Consider the following 15,441-nt stretch of genomic DNA (forward strand, 5'->3'; position numbering starts at 1 on the left):
CTCCGATCAGACGCGGCCGAGGGCGAAGCCCTTGGCGATGTAGTTGCGCACGAAATAGATCACCACCGCGCCCGGGATCAGCGTCAGCGTGCCGGCCGCGGCCAGCAAGCCCAGCTCATAGCCCGAGGTGCTGGCGGTCTTGGTCATCAGCGCCGCGATCGGCTTGGCGGCGACGGCGGTCAGGGTCTTGGCCAGCAGCATCTCGACCCAGGAGAACATGAAGCAGAAGAAGCACGCCACGCCGATGCCGGCGGCGATGGTCGGGATGAAGATCTTGATGAAGAAGCGCGGGAAGGAATAACCGTCCACGTAAGCCGTCTCGTCCAGCTCCTTCGGTACGCCCGACATGAAACCTTCCAGGATCCAGACCGCCAGCGGGATGTTGAAGAGGGTGTGCGAAAGCGCCACCGCCCAGGGCGTGTCGAACAGGCCGACCGCCGAGTAGAGCTGGTAGAAGGGCAAAGCGAACACCGCCGCCGGCGCCATCCGGTTGGTCAGCAGCCAGAAGAACAGGTGCTTGTCGCCAAGGAAGCGGTAGCGTGAGAAGGCATAGGCCGCCGGCAGCGCCACCAGCACCGACACGATCGTGTTGATGACCACGTATTCGATCGACGCGACATAGCCCATGTACCAGGTCGGGTCGGTGAAGATCTTGCGGTAATTGTCGAGCGTGAAGCTCTGCGGCCAGGGCGTGAAACCGCCCAGGATCTCGTTGGTGGTCTTGAACGACATGGTGACCAGCCAATAGATCGGCAGCATCAGGAACAGGATGTAGACGATCGGGATGATCGAGCGTTTCTTCATCACTTCGCCTCGTTCCGCATCATGAGCGTGTAGAACACCCAGGAGAGCAGCAGGATGATCAGGAAATAGATGATCGACATGGCGCCGGCCGGGCCGAGATCGAACTGGCCGAGCGCCACCTTGAAGAGGTCGATCGAGAGGAAGGTCGTGGCCGAGCCCGGCCCGCCGCCGGTCAGCACCTGCACCTCGGTGTAGATCATGAAGCTGTCCATGAAGCGGAGCAGGATCGCGATGGTCAGCACCCGCTTCAGCTTCGGCAGCTGGATGAAGCGGAACACCGCCCAGGCGCTGGCGCCGTCGATCTTCGCGGCCTGGTAGTAGTCGTTGGGAATCGCGACCAGGCCGGCATAGCAGAGCAGCACCACCAGCGAGGTCCAATGCCAGACGTCCATCAGCACGACGGTGAACCAGGCGTCGCCCGGCTGGCGGGTGTAGTTGAACTCGATGCCGAGTGCGTTCAGCCCGCGGCCCATCAGGCCGATCTCCGGCAGCGCGAAGACGTTCCACATCGAGCCGACCACGTTCCAGGGAATGAGCAGCGGCAGCGCCATCAGCACCAGGCAGACCGAGACCCAGGGCCCCTTGCGCGGCATGGCGAGCGCAATGACGAGACCCAAGGGAATCTCGATCGCCAGGATGATCGCGGTGAAGATGATCTGCCGGCCGAGCGAGGCGTGGAAGCGGTCGGACTGCAGCGTATCCTGGAACCACTGCACGCCGGACCAGGAGAAGATGTTGTTGCCGAAGGTCTCCTGCACCGAATAGTTCACTACCGTCATCAACGGAATGATCGCGTTGAAGGCGACGAAGACGAAAACCGGCAGGACCAGGAACCAGGCTTTCTGATTGACCGTCTTGTTCATGTCTCAGCCCACCAGCCAGCCGTCGCGGTAGAGATGCGTATGCTTGGGATCGAATTTCAATTGCGCGGCGCCGCTCGGGATCGGATCGCCCTCCGGCACCAGCAGGCGGATGCGATGCTCCTGGGCCCGGGTCTCGACGATGCGGAAGCGGCCGGCATCGGCCACCTTGGTGACCTCGACCGGGATCGCCGGCCCGGAGTCATGTCCGTTGAACTTGATGAACTCCGGCCGGATCCCGATCTCGAGCTTGCCGTCGCCCGGCACTTGGATCGCCCCGGCCAGCGGCACGACGTTGCCGAGGAAGGTCGGGCGGCCGTTCTCGACCGCGCAGGGCAGGGCGTTCATGCCCGGCGAGCCGATGAAATGCCCGACGAAGGTATGGGCGGGCCGTTCGAACAGCTCGACCGGTGTTCCGACCTGCACGACCTCGCCCAGGTTCATCACCACCACCCGGTCGGCGAAGGTCAGCGCCTCGGTCTGGTCGTGGGTCACGTAGATCATGGTGCGGTTGATGCGGTGGTGCAGCTCCTTCAGTTTTGAGCGGAGCACCCATTTCAGATGCGGGTCGATCACGGTCAGCGGCTCGTCGAACATGATGACGTTGACGTCCGAGCGCACCAGGCCGCGCCCCAATGAAATCTTCTGCTTGCCGTCCGCCGTGAGACCCGAGGCGCGGCGGCCGAGCATATGGCCGAGGTCCAGCATCTCGGCGATCTCGCGCACGCGCTTGTCGATGTCGCCGGCGGCGACGCCGCGATTCTTCAGCGGGAAGGCGAGGTTGTCATAGACCGTCATCGTGTCGTAGACGACCGGGAACTGGAATACCTGGGCGATGTTCCGCTCTTCCGGCGTCGCGCGGCCGACATCGGTGTTGTCGAACAGGATCCGTCCCTCGGTCGGGTGCAGCAGGCCCGAGATCAGGTTTAAGAGGGTGGTCTTGCCGCAGCCCGAGGGCCCGAGCAGCGCATAGGCGCCGCCATCGGCCATTTCGAGCGTCATCTCCCGCAGCGCATAGTCTTCCGGCTTCTGCGGGTTCTGGACGTAGGAATGCCGGAGCTTGTCGATCAGGATCCGCGCCATTTAGCTGAGCCCTCCGACCAGGTTGTTGTTGCGGTCGAACAGGAAGCCGCGGGCGACATCGACATAGAGCCGGGCGGTCGATCCCACCTCGAAGGGATGCACGCCATGGGATTGCGAGATCCAGGTTGCGCCGTTGAGATCGACGTGCAGCACGCTTTCCGAGCCGGAGAGCTCCGCCACCAGCACCCGGCCCTCGATGGCCACGGCATTGGGCGTCTGCTGGAACGGCGCCACCAGATGGGCGCGGATGCCGAGCAGGTAGTCGCCGTCGGCCAGCCCACCGATCGCGCCGTTGACGGGCCAGGAGATGCCGGGCCCCAGCACCAGCTCGTTGCCGCGCTTGATGACCGTCGCGGTGTTGAGCGGCGGATCGGAGAAGACCTGCGCGCTGATCAGATCGCTGGGATTGCGGTAGATCCGACCGGTCGGGCCGAATTGGGTCACGCGCCCCTCGTTCAAGGTCGCGGTATGCCCGCCGAACAGCAAGGCTTCCGCCGGCTCGGTCGTGGCATAGACCACGATGCAATGCCGGTCGGCGAAGATCCGCGGCAGCTCGTCGCGCAGCTCTTCGCGGAGCTTGTAGTCGAGATTGGCCAGCGGCTCGTCCAGCAGGATCATGTCGCTGTCCTTGACCAGCGCGCGGGCGATCGCGGTGCGCTGCTGCTGGCCGCCGGAGAGCTCCGCCGGCTTGCGGCCGAGCATTGGCTTCAGGCGCAACAGCTCGGCGACGGATTGCACGCGGGAATCGATGGTCTGGGCATCGGCCCGGGCGACGCGGAGCGGCGAGGCGATGTTCTCATAGACCGTCATATGCGGGTAGTTGATGAACTGCTGGTAAACCATCGAGACGTTGCGCTTCTGCACCGAGACGCCGGTCACGTTGCGGCCGTTGAACCAGATCTCGCCGCTGGTCGGCTTGTCCAGGCCGGCCATCAGCTGCATCAGCGTGGTCTTGCCCGCGAGCGTCGTGCCCAGCAGCACATTGAAGGTGCCTTCCTCGAGCTTGAGGTTGGTCTCGTGGATATGGACGGCGCCATCCACGCTCTTCATCACGTTCTTCAGCTCGAGGGTCATCGCGAATCTTTGGGTAATTCTTCGGGATCGTTGCCTGGCAGCGATCCCCCGGGGCGTTCCCGCCCCGGGGGATGCCGTGGTCTAGACTAGCACAAGTGCAGGCAGGAACTTACTGCCAGCGCTTGATCAGCTCGTCATAGGCGATGGTCTCGCCCTGGGGCTTCTCGTTGTCGAGTTTCGCCCAGGGAGCATGGTCCTTGCTGAGCCACTTGGAGGGATCTTCCTCCTTGTTAAGCCGCGGGCCGCAGCCGTGATAGACCTGCTGCTGCTCGTCGGCCTGCTGCATGCGGGCCATCACCTGATCCATCTGGCCGGCCAGACGGTCCATGGCTTCCTGCGGGGTGAACGCACCGGAGTTGACGTCACCGATGTTCTCCCAGAACAGCTGGGCGAGCTTCGGATAGTCGGGCACGTTGACGCCGGTCGGGGTCCAGGCCACGCGGTCGGGCGAGCGGTAGAACTCGATCAGGCCGCCCAGCTTCGGCGCGCGCTCGGTGAAGGAAGCGTGCCGAACGGTGCTGTCGCGGATGAAGGTGAGACCGACATGGCTCTTCTTCACATCGACAGTCTTCGAGGTGACGAACTGGGCATAGAGCCAGGCCGCCTTGCGCTGCGGGACCGGAGTCGAGTTGAACAGCGTCCAGGAACCGGCGTCCTGGTAACCGCGCTGCGAACCTTCCTTCCAGTACGGGCCGTGCGGCGACGGGGCCATCCGCCAGAGCGGGTTGCCGGCGTCATCCACGGTGTTGTTGCCCGACTTCTTGTCGGCGACCATCGACGCGGTGAAGGCGGTGTACCAGAAGATCTGCTGGGCCACGTTGCCTTGGGAGAGCGCCGGCAGCGACTGGTAGAAGTCGAGGTCAGCCGCACCCGGAGGTGCATACTTGCGGAGCCACTCATCCCACTTGGCAACGGCATAGACCGCCGCCGGGCTGTTGGCACCGCCGCCACGGCTGACCGAGGCGCCGGCCGGGTTGCAGGAGCCCTTCTCCATCCGGATGCCCCACTCGTCGACCGGGCGTCCGTTGGGAGAACCGACATCGGCTTCGCCGGCCATGGAGAGCCAGGCGTCGGTCATGCGCCAGCCGAGATCCGGCGCGCGCTTGCCGTAGTCCATGTGGCCGTAGACGCGGACGCCGTTCACTTCCTTCACGTCCTCGGTGAAGTACTGCGCGATGTCCTCATAGGCCGACCAGTTCACCGGCACGCCGAGCTCGTAGCCGTACTTCTTCTTGAAGCCTTCCTTGATCTTCGGATCGTCGAACCAGTCCTTGCGGAACCAGTAGAGGTTGGCGAACTGCTGGTCCGGGAGCTGCCAGAGCTTCCCGTCGGGGCCGGTCGTGAACGACTTGCCCATGTAGTCGTCGATGTCGAGACCCGGGTTGGTGACGTCCTTGCCTTCGCCCGCCATCCAGTCGCTGAGATTGATGGCGCTCTGCAGGCGGGAGTGGGTGCCGATCAGGTCGGAGTCGTTGATGTAGCCGTCATAGAGGTTGCGGTTGGTCTGCATCTGGGTCTGCACCGCCTGCACGACTTCGCCTTCGCCGAGCAGCTGGTGGTTGACCTTGATCCCCGTGATCTCTTCGAACGCCTTGGTCAGGGTCTTGGATTCATATTCGTGGGTCGGGATGGTCTCCGACAGCACGTTGATCTCCATGCCCTTGAACGGCTCGGCGGCCTTGATGAACCATTGCATCTCCTTCAGCTGCTCTTCTTTCGAGAGCACCGAAGGCTGGAACTCACTGTCGATCCACTTCTTGGCCGCGGCCTCATCCGCATACGCAGGAGCCAACCCCCACGCGAGCAGCAAGGCGGCGACCGATACGCTTCGATGTAGCGTAGTCATGATCGTTTCCTCCACTAGTGCGCGTTGCTGTTTGCGCCCGGCTCCTGCGCACGATCCGAACCGGACGTCGTTTTCCGCCGCCGCATGACCCGCATCACGCGGCGGAAGAAGCACTCAACTCACGCGCGCAGCTTCCGGCTGCGAGGCACCGCTCGGCATCGCGGCTTCCAGGGCCGCGCGCTCCTCGGGGCGCATGTGCAATCCCAGTTTCGAGCGGCGCCAGAGCACGTCCTCGGCGGTCATCGCCCATTCCTCGGCTTTGAGGTAATCGACCTCGCGCTCGTAGAGATCGGCGCCGTAGTTGCGCCCCAGGTCGTTCAGGCCATGCGCGCCGCCGATCACCTGCTCGATCCTTGTCCCATAGGCGCGCGCCAGGCGTCGCACCGTCGCCGCCGGCAGCCAGCTGAAGCGCCGGGTCTGCGCCGCGACGAAAGCCTCGAAATCGGCATTCGCAATGTCGCCGCCGGGCAGCGTCGCGTCCTTGGTCCAGTCGCCGCCCGCCTTCGGGAAGAAGGGTTTCAGCTTCTGGAGCGCATGCTCGGAGAGCCGGCGATAGGTGGTGATCTTGCCGCCGAACACGTTCAGCAGCGGCGCCTTGCCGCCGTTCTCCTCGAGATCCAGCACGTAGTCGCGCGATACTGCGGAGGCGCTCTCGCTGCCGTCCTCGTCGAACAGCGGCCGCACGCCGGAATAGGACCAGGCGACGTCTTTCGGCGTCAGCGACTTCGCAAAATGCCGGTTCACCACATCGACCAGATACTGGTTTTCTTCCGCCGAGATCGCGACCTTGGCGGGATCGCCCTCGTAGGGCACGTCGGTGGTGCCGACCAGGGTGAACTTGCCCTCATAGGGAATGGTGAAGACGATGCGCCGGTCGGCATTCTGCAGGATGAAGCAGTGGTCGCCGTCGTAGAGCTTGTCGACGACGATATGGCTGCCCTTGACCAGGCGCAGGGTCGCCTTCTGCTTCTGCTGCAGCGCGCCGGTGATGAACTCGCCGGCCCAAGGCCCGGTCGCGTTGACCAACGCGCGTGCCTGGAGCGACCGCGTCTCGCCGCCGTCGGACCGGAGCTCCACGCGCCAGAGCTCGCCTTCGCGCCGGGCCGAGGTGACCGTGGTCCGGGTCAGGATCTCGGCGCCGCGCTCGCGCGCATCCACGGCGTTCAAGGCCACCAGCCGCGCGTCGTTGACCCAGCAATCGGAATATTCGAAACCGATCTCGAAGCCAGGCTTCAGCCCGTTGGAATAGGGCTTTTCCTTGAGCGAGACCCGTTTCGACCCGGGCAGGCGCTTCCTGCCGCCGAGATGATCGTAAAGGAAGAGGCCGATCTGGATCATCCAGGCCGGCCTCAGAGTCTTCTCGTGCGGGAGGACGAAACGCAGCGGCCAGATGATATGCGGCGCGGATTCGAGCAGCACTTCGCGCTCGCTCAAGGCCTCACGCACCAGCCGGAACTCGTAGTATTCGAGATAGCGCAATCCGCCGTGGATCAGCTTGGTGCTGGAGGACGAGGTCGCGCTGGCGAGATCGCGTCGCTCCACGGCGGTCACCGAAAGGCCGCGCCCGGCCGCGTCGCGCGCGATGCCGATCCCGTTGATCCCGCCACCGACGACGAGGAGATCGCGCACATCACGGTCGTTCAAGCGCTCAACTCCGCCCGGAAGCTTCGGGCGCGCACCAGCCGACGCGTCTTCAATTCGCTGAACCCTGCCATCGCCTCCCCACGTCCGCCATTCTCGAACCAGGAGTCCGGTGGCGGTTTTCGAAAGCTAACAGCGGGTCAGGGTGTTCGCAATCGAAAATGAGATCGTTAATTTTGCGCGATTGCGAAAAGTGACAGTTCGAAGTCGCTGCATCGCACAAGATCGTTTTCCTGCACGGGCTTAGCGACAGCTTGTTGTCAGAACTAGTCGACGGTGTAGAGCCGGACGTCGTGTTTCTCGATCTGGTCGAGCACCGATTGCGGCGGCTTGCGATCGGTGAAGAAGGCATCCAGCATGCCGATATCGCCCAGGCGCACCATCGGCTTGCGTTCGAATTTGGTGTGATCGGCCACCAGGAACACCTGGCGCGAGTTCTCGACGATCGCCTGGGAGACCCGCACCTCGCGATAGTCGAAGTCGAGCAGCGAGCCGTCGGCATCGATGCCGCTGATGCCGATGATCCCGAAATCGACCCGGAACTGCGAGACGAAATCGACCGCGGCCTCGCCGACGATGGCCCGGTCCAGCGGCCGCACCACGCCGCCGGTGATGATCACTTCGACCGAAGGATTCTCGCAGAGGATCGAGGCCACCTGCAGGTTGTTGGTGATGACCCGGAGCCTGGAATGCTTCAGCAGCGCCCGGGCCACCTCCTCGTTGGTGGTGCCGATGTTGATGAACAGCGAGGAATCGTTCGGGATATGCTGGGCGCAGAGGGCGGCGATCCGCTGCTTCTCGGTCAGCTGCTGCACCTGGCGGGTGGTATAGGCGGTGTTCTCGACCGAGGAGGCGAGGCCCGCCCCGCCGTGATAGCGCGAGACCATGTCCTGGTCCGAGAGCTCGTTGATGTCGCGCCGGATGGTCTGGGGCGTGACGTTGAAGTGCTGGGCCAGGGCGTCGATCGACATGAAGCCGCGCTGCTGCACCAGTTTGACGATGCTGGCATGTCTCTCTTCGCGCTGCATGGATCGGCTTCCGGCTGGTGGTAATCCTGACGGCATCTTGCCACCGGGATTGCGAAACCGAAAGCCGGCCTTTTCGCCCGGTTCGAAATCGCGTATCGATGGGAAAAGCCGCCAAGGGACCGAGCGGGCAGGGGAGAGACGATGGCGAGCCAGGACCTCATTCTTTCGATCGACCAGGGCACCACCAGCACGCGGGCGATCGCCTTCACCACCGGCGGGGATCTGGTAGCCGTCGTGCAGAAAGCGCTGCCGCAGATCTATCCGGCCGACGGCTGGGTCGAGCATGACCCCGAGGAGATCTGGTCGGCGACGGTCGAAGTCTGCAAGAAGGTGCTGGCGGAAGTCGGGAGTGGTCGCGTCGGCGCCATCGGTATCACCAACCAGCGCGAGACCGCGGTCATCTGGGACAAGACGACCGGCGAGCCGATCCACAACGCCATCGTCTGGCAGGACCGCCGGGGTGCTCCGCTCTGCAAGAAGCTGGTCGAGGCCGGCCATGAGCCGATGATCCAGCAGAAGACCGGCCTGCTCATCGACTCCTACTTCTCCTCGACCAAGATCGCCTGGCTGCTGGAGAACGTCGCCGGCGCCAAGGACCGCGCCGCGAAGGGCGAGCTCGCCTTCGGCACCATAGACTCGTTTCTGCTGTGGCGCCTGACCGGCGGCAAGATCCATGCGACCGACATCACCAATGCCTGCCGCACCATGCTCTACGACATTCACAAGAAGGCCTGGGACGCCGATCTACTGAAGTTGTTCGGCGTGCCGCAGTCGCTGCTGCCGGAAGTGAAGCCCAATGCCGGCGTCTTCGGCACCAGCGATCCCGCGACCATCGGCGTGGCGCTGCCGATCGCCGGCATGGCGGGGGACCAGCAGGCGGCGGTGATCGGCCAGGCCTGTCTCAAGCCCGGCATGATCAAGAGCACCTACGGCACCGGCTGCTTCGCGCTCTTGAACACCGGCAACGAAGCCAAGCCCTCGCAGAACCGGTTGCTCACCACCATCGCCTATCAGCTCGGCGACCGATTTGCTTATGCCGTGGAGGGCAGCATCTTCGTCGCCGGCGCCGCGGTCCAATGGCTGCGCGACGGCTTGAAGCTGTTCCAGGAGGCGGGCGACACCGACAGCCTCGCGAAATCCGCGTCGAACACCAGCAATGTCTATCTGGTGCCGGCCTTCACCGGCTTGGGCGCGCCCTATTGGGATCCGGAGGCGCGCGGCGCCATCCTTGGCCTGACCCGCGACACCGGCATCGCCGAGGTGGTGCGCTCGGCGCTCGAAGCCGTCTGCTACCAGACCCAGGACCTGATGGCGGCAATGAGCGCCGATGGCGGGACCCGCCCGACGGCCTTGCGGGTCGATGGCGGCATGGCGCGCAACGATTGGGTGCTGCAATTCCTGGCCGACATCCTGCAGCTCCCCGTCGAGCGACCCCATGTCACCGAGACCACCGCCTTGGGCGCGGCGTTCTGTGCGGGCCTCGGCAGCGGCATGATCGCCGACGTGGCGGCGATCGAGAAGACCTGGCGCCCGGACCGCCGCTTCGAGCCGAAAATGACCGCCGCCGAGCGTGACCGGCGCTACGCGGGATGGCAGGATGCGGTCCGCCGCATCCGCCACGGCGCAAAGTAAGGATCAAGATGACCGAGCTCGCGACCACCATCTCGAAGGGCCTGCTGGGCGAGGAATTCGCCGGCCGCAAGGTCTTCATCACCGGCAGCAGCCGCGGCATCGGCGCCGCCGCCGCTTTGGCCTTCGCGGCACTCGGCGCCAAGGTCGCGCTGCACGGCACCAAGGACAGCGACACCTTGCGCGAAACCGCCGCCGCGATCGCCAAGGCCGGCGGCACGCCGCCGATCGTCGTCATCGCCGATTACCAGGATGCCGCGGCCGTCGAACGCTCGGTCGAGGAAGCCGCCAAGGGCCTCGGCGGCATCGACGTGCTGATCAACAATGCCGGCACCATGATGGGCCGGGTGAAGCTCGAGGCCCTGACGCCGGAGCAGGTCGATGCGGTGCTCGCGCTCAACGCGCGCTCGGTGGTGGTCGCCTCCAAGGCGGCTTTGCCCTATCTGAAGAAGGCGCAGCACGGCACCATCATCAGCACGACCTCGGTCGCGGCCCGGATGGGCGGGGCGGCGGGCGCCGGCGTCTATGCGGCCGCCAAGGCCTTCGTCTCCACCTACACCAAGGCGATGGCGACCGAACTGGCCGAGACCGGCATCCGCGTGAATGCGGTCTCGCCGGGCTTCATCTTCACCGACTTCCACCGCCGCTATTCGACGCCGGAGCGCGTCAAGCAGATGGCCGACGTCATCCCGCTGAAGCGCGTCGGCATGGCCGAGGATTGCGCCGGCGCCTATCTCTTCCTGGCCTCGCAGCGGCTCGCCGGCTTCATCACCGGCCAGATCATCGAGGTCAACGGCGGCCAGTTGATGCCCTAAGTCAGCCGGAAGCGAGGCGAAGCCATGGACAGGCTGCGGGTGGCGCTGGTCGCCCATGACGAGAAGAAGCCGGACCTGGTCGCCTGGGTCGAGCAGCACCGGCAGCATTTCAAGGGCTTCGAGCTGTTTGCGACCGGCACCACCGGCTTGCGCGTCACCGAGCGCTGCCCGGAACTGCCGGTGAAGCGCCTCAAAAGCGGCCCCTTGGGCGGCGATCAGCAGATCGGCGCGATGATCGCCGAGCGCACGCTCGACGCGTTGATCTTCTTCGTGGACCCGCTGTCGCCGCACCCGCACGACGTCGACGTGAAGGCGCTGACCCGCCTCGCCATCGTCTACGACATCCCCTTCGCCCTCAACCGCGCCACCGCGGAGATGATGCTGGCGGAGCTTTGTCTCGCGCGGCGCGCGGTCGATTAGTGCGAAGCGCGCGGCCTCTTAGACCCGGCCTTCCTTGATCGCCGCGATCAGGGCGACGGCGGTGCCGCGCAGGCCGGCGTCGCGGGCCAGGATCACGAAGACCGGGATCGGCTTCAGGAACGGCGTCAGCCGGCCCTTCTGCTCGAAGGCGGTGCGGAAGGCGGGGGTCGCCAGCGCGTCCTGGATCTTCGGCGGGATGCCGCCGCCGAGATAGACGCCGCCTTGCGCACCCAAGGTGAGCGCGGTGTCGCCGGCGACGCGGCCCAGGGCCTTCACGAAGAAATCCAAAGCCTCGACCGCGATCGGGTCTTCCTTGTAGAGGCCGCGGCGCGTGACTTCCGAGGCTTCCAGCATCTGCGCCTTGACGCCGCGATGGGCGGCGAAGGCGGCGTAGAGGTTGATGATGCCGGGACCGGAGAGCACGCGCTCGTTGGAGAAATGATCGAGGCTGCCGCGCAGCCTCTTGACGATCGCGAATTCCTCGGCGGTCTCGACCGCGAAGCTGGCATGGCCGCCTTCGCCGGGGATCGGCATCCAGCGGCTGCTCGACCAGACGATGCCGCCGACGCCGAGGCCCGTGCCGGGACCGACCACGGCCTTGACCGCGCGCTCGACCGGCGCCTCGCCGCCGATCTGCTGCAGGTCGTCGCCGGAGAGCAGCGGCACGGACAGCGCCTGCGCCTCGAAATCATTGACCAGCAATGTCGCCTCGGCGCCGGTCGCCGCGCAGAGCTCGTCGGTGGTCATGCTCCAGCGCAGATTGGTGATGGTCGCCTTCTTGCCGGTCACCGGGCCCGCGACCGCGAAGGCCGCGACCTTCGGCTTGATCCCGGCTTTCTTCACATAGGCGGCGGCCGCCTCGGGCAGGGAGCGGAACCGCGCGGCGGAGAAGGTGTCGAAATTCGGCTCGACCTGCCCTTCGAGATCGGCCATCGCGAAGCGCACATTGGTGCCGCCGACATCGGCGACCAGGGCGGTGGGGTTGCTCAAGTCGAAACTCTCTCGTGACGCCAGGATGAATGCGGCGGTAATCTGGCGGCTTCCGCCGCGCTTTCAAAGCGGAAAGTCGCCGCACCCGCAGGCATCCGCTGAATTAATTCGTTTGAACCTCTGCGCCCCGACACTAGGATCGGCGGTCAAATCGAGGAGGGGGAAACCATGGCGGAGTATCGGCTGCACTGCTTCAAGGAATCCGGCAACGCCTACAAGGCCGCCTTGATGCTGGAGCTCTGCGGCTGCGACTGGCAGCCGGTCTGGGTCGATTTCTTCAACGGCCAGACCCGCGGCGAGGCCTTCCGCGGCGACGTGAACGAGATGGGCGAGGCGCCGGTCCTGGAGCACCAGGGCCAGCGCCTCACCCAGAGCGGCGTGATCCTCGATTACCTCGCCGGCGTGACCGGCAAGTTCGGGCCGCGCAACGACGCGGAGCGGCGCGAGATCCTGCGCTGGATCCTGTTCGACAATCACAAGTTCACCAGCTACTACGCGACGCTCCGCTTCCTGTTCGGCTTGCAGAAGACCGGCGAGACGCCGGTCACCGAGTTCCTGCGGACGCGGGCGCGCGGCGCCTACGGCATCGTCGACAAGCATCTCGCCGGCCGCAAATTCCTGCTCGGCGACCGGCCGACCATCGCCGACCTCTCGCTTGCGGGCTACGTCTTCTACACCGAGCCGACCGGCATCGACCGCGCCAAGGAATTCCCCAACGTCGAGGCCTGGGCAGCGCGCATCGCGGCGCTGCCGCGCTGGAAACACCCGCACGAACTCATGCCGGATCCCGCCTGATTCATTCCCTGACGTCGTAGTGGAACACCTTCGACACGATCTGCCAGCGGCCGTCGAGCTTCACGAAGGTCAGGAAATCGGTAAAGAAGCGCGGCCGCACCACGCATTCCACCCGCGCGAAACAGGTCACCGGCCCGGCGAACTCGATCGAGATGATGCGGTCGGCGCGCGCCTCGCCCTTGCTGGCCGGCGACGGGCGCTTGTCCACCACCGGGAAGTATTCGCCCATGTCGAGATGCAGCAGCTTGCCGTCGGTCGCGCAGAAATAATGCGCTTCCGGATGGAAGACGCGGCCGAGGATCTTAGTGTCGCTGTTGTGGAGGCCGTCGAAATAGCTCTTGAGGACGGCGGTCATTTCGTCGAAGCGCGGGTCCATGCGGCAACTCTCCTGTTGAATGCCGCGCGAGCCTAGAATCCGCGCGGTTGCGGCGCCAGCGGGTTTCCGGACCTAATATTGAAAACCGTTTGACATATTCGGACGCGGGGCGCAGGCTCTTCGGCAATAAAGAAGACCACGCGAACAGGGATGGCGTGCGAGGCATGGCCCTCAAAGGGACCAACCAGGAATATGGCCGGCCGTATAACCGGCGCATCGTGCTGGAGACGATCCGTCTCCAGGGCCCGATCGCGCGCGGCGAGATCGCGAAACGCGTCGGCCTCACCGTGCAGACCGTCTCCACCATCATCCGCGAGCTGGAGGGGAACGGCTTCGTGCTCGGCGCCCGCGAGGAGCGCCGCCGCCGCGGCTATCCGGCGACCGAGCTCAAGCTCAACCCCGACGGCGGCCATGCGATCGGACTCCACGTGACCCCGCGCGGCATCGAGGCGGCGCTGATCAACCTCGCCGGCGAGGTGATCGCGCGGCGTGAGCGCAAGCTCCCGCGCCTGAAGCCCACGGCGGCCTTCGATGCGATCGGTGACCTGGTCGTCGCCCTGCGCAAGCTGAAACCGCGCGGCCGCAGTTTGGGCCGCATGCTCGGCCTCGGCCTCGCCATGCCGGGCCCCTTCGACGTCGAGTCCATGAGCTTCGTCGGCCCGACCACGCTCGAAGGCTGGAGCGGTGTGCCGATCCGCGAGCGCCTCGCCGCGAAGACCGGCCTTCCGGTCTTCATCGAGGTCGACCACGCCGCGGCGGCGCTCGGCGAGCGGCTCTATGGCGCCGCGCGCGACATCCGCGACTTCTACTATCTCTTCTTCGGCGTGGGCTTGGGCGGCTGCATGGTGCAGGAAGGCAATGCGCTCCGCGGCTCGCACGGCAATGCCGGCGAGATCGGGCATCTGCCGATGGTGCCGGGCGGCGAGGCCTGCCCCTGCGGTAACGCGGGCTGCCTCGAGCGCTATCTCTCCTGTCTCGCTCTCGAACGCGGCGCGCAGACGCTGGGTGTCGAGGGCTGGATCCGCGAAGTAACCCCTCTCTTCAAGAGTGCGATCGTGGCGATCGAGAACCTGTTCGACCCCCTGACCATCGTGATCGGCGGCATCGCGCCGCCGGACGTGCTGGACAAGCTGATCGCGGCGGCCGACCCATTGCCGCATTCGGTCGCGGAACGGCGTGACCGCGCGATCCCGCGGGTCACCCGCTCCGCCAACGGCGAGGATGCGGTGCTGCGCGGCGCCGCGGCGCTCGCGGTCTCCGGCGTGCTCTCGCCGCGATTCGGCTTGATGTTCGCCGCCAACGATCCCCTGATGGAGCGGGAGGCCGCGGCATGAGCGACACGCTGCTCCAGCTCGACAACATCGTGAAGAACTACGGCGCCATCGAGGCGCTGAAGGGCATCAGCTTCGAGATCGGCCGCGGCGAGGTGATCGCGCTCCTGGGCGACAACGGCGCCGGCAAGTCCACCCTGGTGAAAATCATCGCCGGCGGCCTGGAGCCGACCTCCGGCCGCATCGTCTTCGACGGCCAGGAGCGCAACTTCAGCTCGCCCTCCGAAGCCAAGGCGGCCGGCATCGAGACGGTCTACCAGGACCTCTCGCTCTGCACCAATGTCGATGTCGTGGCCAACTTCTTCATGGGCCGCGAGATCGTGAAACGCTTCCTCGGCATCCCGATCCTGCAGGAACGCGCGATGCAGGAGGTGGTCGAGAAGGCCATGGCCAATGCCGGCACCCGCATCCCCTCGATGCGCACCAATGTCGAGCACTTGTCCGGCGGCCAGCGCCAGGCGATCGAGCTCAATCGCTTCGTCCATTGGGGCGGCAAGCTGGTGCTGCTGGACGAGCCGTTCGCGGCCTTGGGCGTCGAGCAGACCCGCCGTGGCCTCGACATGATCAAGCGCATCGCGGCGCAGGGCATCGGCGTCGTCATCATCACCCATATCATGGCCCAGGCCTTCCAGGTCGCCGACCGCATGGTCGTCATCCGCCAGGGGAAGGTCGCGGGCAATGTCGAACGGGCGAAGACCAGCCCGGATGAGGTCGTCCGGATGATCACCGGCGAGAGTCTCTAGAATCTG

At 65.5% G+C, this 15,441-nt stretch carries 15 protein-coding genes; 6 read left to right on the forward strand and 9 right to left on the reverse strand.

The features are described from left to right. Positions 1-6: 6 nt before the first annotated feature. The 7 genes from ACH2CY_RS09855 to ACH2CY_RS09885 all read right to left on the reverse strand — a co-directional run bounded on the left by ACH2CY_RS09855 (position 7) and on the right by ACH2CY_RS09885 (position 8,336). Complete coding sequence (locus ACH2CY_RS09855) at positions 7-804, reverse strand: carbohydrate ABC transporter permease (RefSeq protein WP_395018561.1); 798 nt, start codon at positions 802-804, stop codon at positions 7-9. Further along, positions 804-1,667: a carbohydrate ABC transporter permease gene (locus tag ACH2CY_RS09860; protein WP_395018563.1), complete on the reverse strand. Its 864-nt coding sequence runs from the start codon at positions 1,665-1,667 to the stop codon at positions 804-806. The genes ACH2CY_RS09855 and ACH2CY_RS09860 overlap by 1 nt, the downstream gene beginning before the upstream one ends. Positions 1,668-1,670: 3 nt before the next feature. Further along, positions 1,671-2,747: an ABC transporter ATP-binding protein gene (locus ACH2CY_RS09865; protein ID WP_395018564.1), complete on the reverse strand. Its 1,077-nt coding sequence runs from the start codon at positions 2,745-2,747 to the stop codon at positions 1,671-1,673. After that, the gene (locus tag ACH2CY_RS09870; protein WP_395018566.1) at positions 2,748-3,821 is read right to left on the reverse strand and encodes an ABC transporter ATP-binding protein; all 1,074 of its coding nucleotides are present in this window, start codon (positions 3,819-3,821) and stop codon (positions 2,748-2,750) included. Between the two features lie 109 nt (positions 3,822-3,930). After that, positions 3,931-5,667 carry an ABC transporter substrate-binding protein gene (locus ACH2CY_RS09875; protein ID WP_395018568.1) on the reverse strand — a complete coding sequence of 579 codons (1,737 nt, stop codon included), beginning with the start codon at positions 5,665-5,667 and terminating at the stop codon, positions 3,931-3,933. Between the two features lie 114 nt (positions 5,668-5,781). Then, complete coding sequence (gene glpD / locus ACH2CY_RS09880) at positions 5,782-7,311, reverse strand: glycerol-3-phosphate dehydrogenase (RefSeq protein WP_395018570.1); 1,530 nt, start codon at positions 7,309-7,311, stop codon at positions 5,782-5,784. A 263-nt stretch (positions 7,312-7,574) separates the two neighbouring features. Beyond that, positions 7,575-8,336: a DeoR/GlpR family transcriptional regulator gene (locus ACH2CY_RS09885; protein ID WP_395018572.1), complete on the reverse strand. Its 762-nt coding sequence runs from the start codon at positions 8,334-8,336 to the stop codon at positions 7,575-7,577. 141 nt (positions 8,337-8,477) lie between these two features. On the opposite strand from ACH2CY_RS09885, the gene glpK reads away from it, so the two are divergent. Genes glpK through ACH2CY_RS09900 form a run of 3 tightly spaced genes read left to right on the forward strand, consistent with a single transcriptional unit; the run spans position 8,478 to position 11,200 of the window. Beyond that, the gene (gene glpK, locus ACH2CY_RS09890; RefSeq protein WP_395018573.1) at positions 8,478-9,968 is read left to right on the forward strand and encodes a glycerol kinase GlpK; all 1,491 of its coding nucleotides are present in this window, start codon (positions 8,478-8,480) and stop codon (positions 9,966-9,968) included. An 8-nt stretch (positions 9,969-9,976) separates the two neighbouring features. Next, positions 9,977-10,780, forward strand: coding sequence for an SDR family NAD(P)-dependent oxidoreductase (locus ACH2CY_RS09895; protein WP_395018575.1), 804 nt, complete (start codon positions 9,977-9,979; stop codon positions 10,778-10,780). A gap of 24 nt (positions 10,781-10,804) precedes the next feature. Next, the gene (locus tag ACH2CY_RS09900) at positions 10,805-11,200 is read left to right on the forward strand and encodes a methylglyoxal synthase (RefSeq protein WP_395018576.1); all 396 of its coding nucleotides are present in this window, start codon (positions 10,805-10,807) and stop codon (positions 11,198-11,200) included. Positions 11,201-11,218: 18 nt separating this feature from the next. Here ACH2CY_RS09900 and glk read toward each other — a convergent pair whose 3' ends face one another. Further along, a complete protein-coding gene (glk, locus tag ACH2CY_RS09905) occupies positions 11,219-12,190 on the reverse strand; it encodes a glucokinase (protein ID WP_395018578.1) in 972 nt (323 codons plus the stop codon). A 168-nt stretch (positions 12,191-12,358) separates the two neighbouring features. Here glk and ACH2CY_RS09910 point away from each other — a divergent pair, with 168 nt between their 5' ends. Further along, on the forward strand, positions 12,359-12,985 hold the full coding sequence (locus tag ACH2CY_RS09910) for a glutathione S-transferase family protein (protein WP_395018579.1): 627 nt from the start codon (positions 12,359-12,361) through the stop codon (positions 12,983-12,985). 1 nt (position 12,986) lies between these two features. Here the strand turns inward: ACH2CY_RS09910 and ACH2CY_RS09915 are convergent, their stop codons facing one another. Next, on the reverse strand, positions 12,987-13,361 hold the full coding sequence (locus ACH2CY_RS09915) for a nuclear transport factor 2 family protein (protein ID WP_395018581.1): 375 nt from the start codon (positions 13,359-13,361) through the stop codon (positions 12,987-12,989). A 164-nt stretch (positions 13,362-13,525) separates the two neighbouring features. Here ACH2CY_RS09915 and ACH2CY_RS09920 point away from each other — a divergent pair, with 164 nt between their 5' ends. Both ACH2CY_RS09920 and ACH2CY_RS09925 read left to right on the forward strand, forming a co-directional pair. Then, the gene (locus tag ACH2CY_RS09920; RefSeq protein ID WP_395018582.1) at positions 13,526-14,695 is read left to right on the forward strand and encodes an ROK family protein; all 1,170 of its coding nucleotides are present in this window, start codon (positions 13,526-13,528) and stop codon (positions 14,693-14,695) included. Further along, entirely contained in the window at positions 14,692-15,435 is a 744-nt protein-coding gene (locus tag ACH2CY_RS09925; RefSeq protein ID WP_395018583.1) for an ATP-binding cassette domain-containing protein, read from the forward strand. The genes ACH2CY_RS09920 and ACH2CY_RS09925 overlap by 4 nt, the downstream gene beginning before the upstream one ends. The last annotated feature ends 6 nt before the right edge of the window (positions 15,436-15,441 follow it).

The sequence above is a fragment of the Dongia sp. genome (assembly GCF_041905885.1).
Classification (GTDB): Bacteria; Pseudomonadota; Alphaproteobacteria; order Dongiales; family Dongiaceae; genus Dongia.

Coding starts and splice junctions, on each gene's coding strand:
- ACH2CY_RS09900 (WP_395018576.1), top strand. CDS start 10,805: ATGGACAGGCTGCGGGTGGCGCTGGTCGCCCATGACGAGAAGAAGCCG.
- ACH2CY_RS09915 (WP_395018581.1), bottom strand. CDS start 13,361: ATGGACCCGCGCTTCGACGAAATGACCGCCGTCCTCAAGAGCTATTTC.
- ACH2CY_RS09910 (WP_395018579.1), top strand. CDS start 12,359: ATGGCGGAGTATCGGCTGCACTGCTTCAAGGAATCCGGCAACGCCTAC.
- ACH2CY_RS09870 (WP_395018566.1), bottom strand. CDS start 3,821: ATGACCCTCGAGCTGAAGAACGTGATGAAGAGCGTGGATGGCGCCGTC.
- ACH2CY_RS09885 (WP_395018572.1), bottom strand. CDS start 8,336: ATGCAGCGCGAAGAGAGACATGCCAGCATCGTCAAACTGGTGCAGCAG.
- ACH2CY_RS09875 (WP_395018568.1), bottom strand. CDS start 5,667: ATGACTACGCTACATCGAAGCGTATCGGTCGCCGCCTTGCTGCTCGCG.
- ACH2CY_RS09855 (WP_395018561.1), bottom strand. CDS start 804: ATGAAGAAACGCTCGATCATCCCGATCGTCTACATCCTGTTCCTGATG.
- glpK (WP_395018573.1), top strand. CDS start 8,478: ATGGCGAGCCAGGACCTCATTCTTTCGATCGACCAGGGCACCACCAGC.
- ACH2CY_RS09925 (WP_395018583.1), top strand. CDS start 14,692: ATGAGCGACACGCTGCTCCAGCTCGACAACATCGTGAAGAACTACGGC.
- ACH2CY_RS09920 (WP_395018582.1), top strand. CDS start 13,526: ATGGCCCTCAAAGGGACCAACCAGGAATATGGCCGGCCGTATAACCGG.
- ACH2CY_RS09860 (WP_395018563.1), bottom strand. CDS start 1,667: ATGAACAAGACGGTCAATCAGAAAGCCTGGTTCCTGGTCCTGCCGGTT.
- ACH2CY_RS09895 (WP_395018575.1), top strand. CDS start 9,977: ATGACCGAGCTCGCGACCACCATCTCGAAGGGCCTGCTGGGCGAGGAA.
- ACH2CY_RS09865 (WP_395018564.1), bottom strand. CDS start 2,747: ATGGCGCGGATCCTGATCGACAAGCTCCGGCATTCCTACGTCCAGAAC.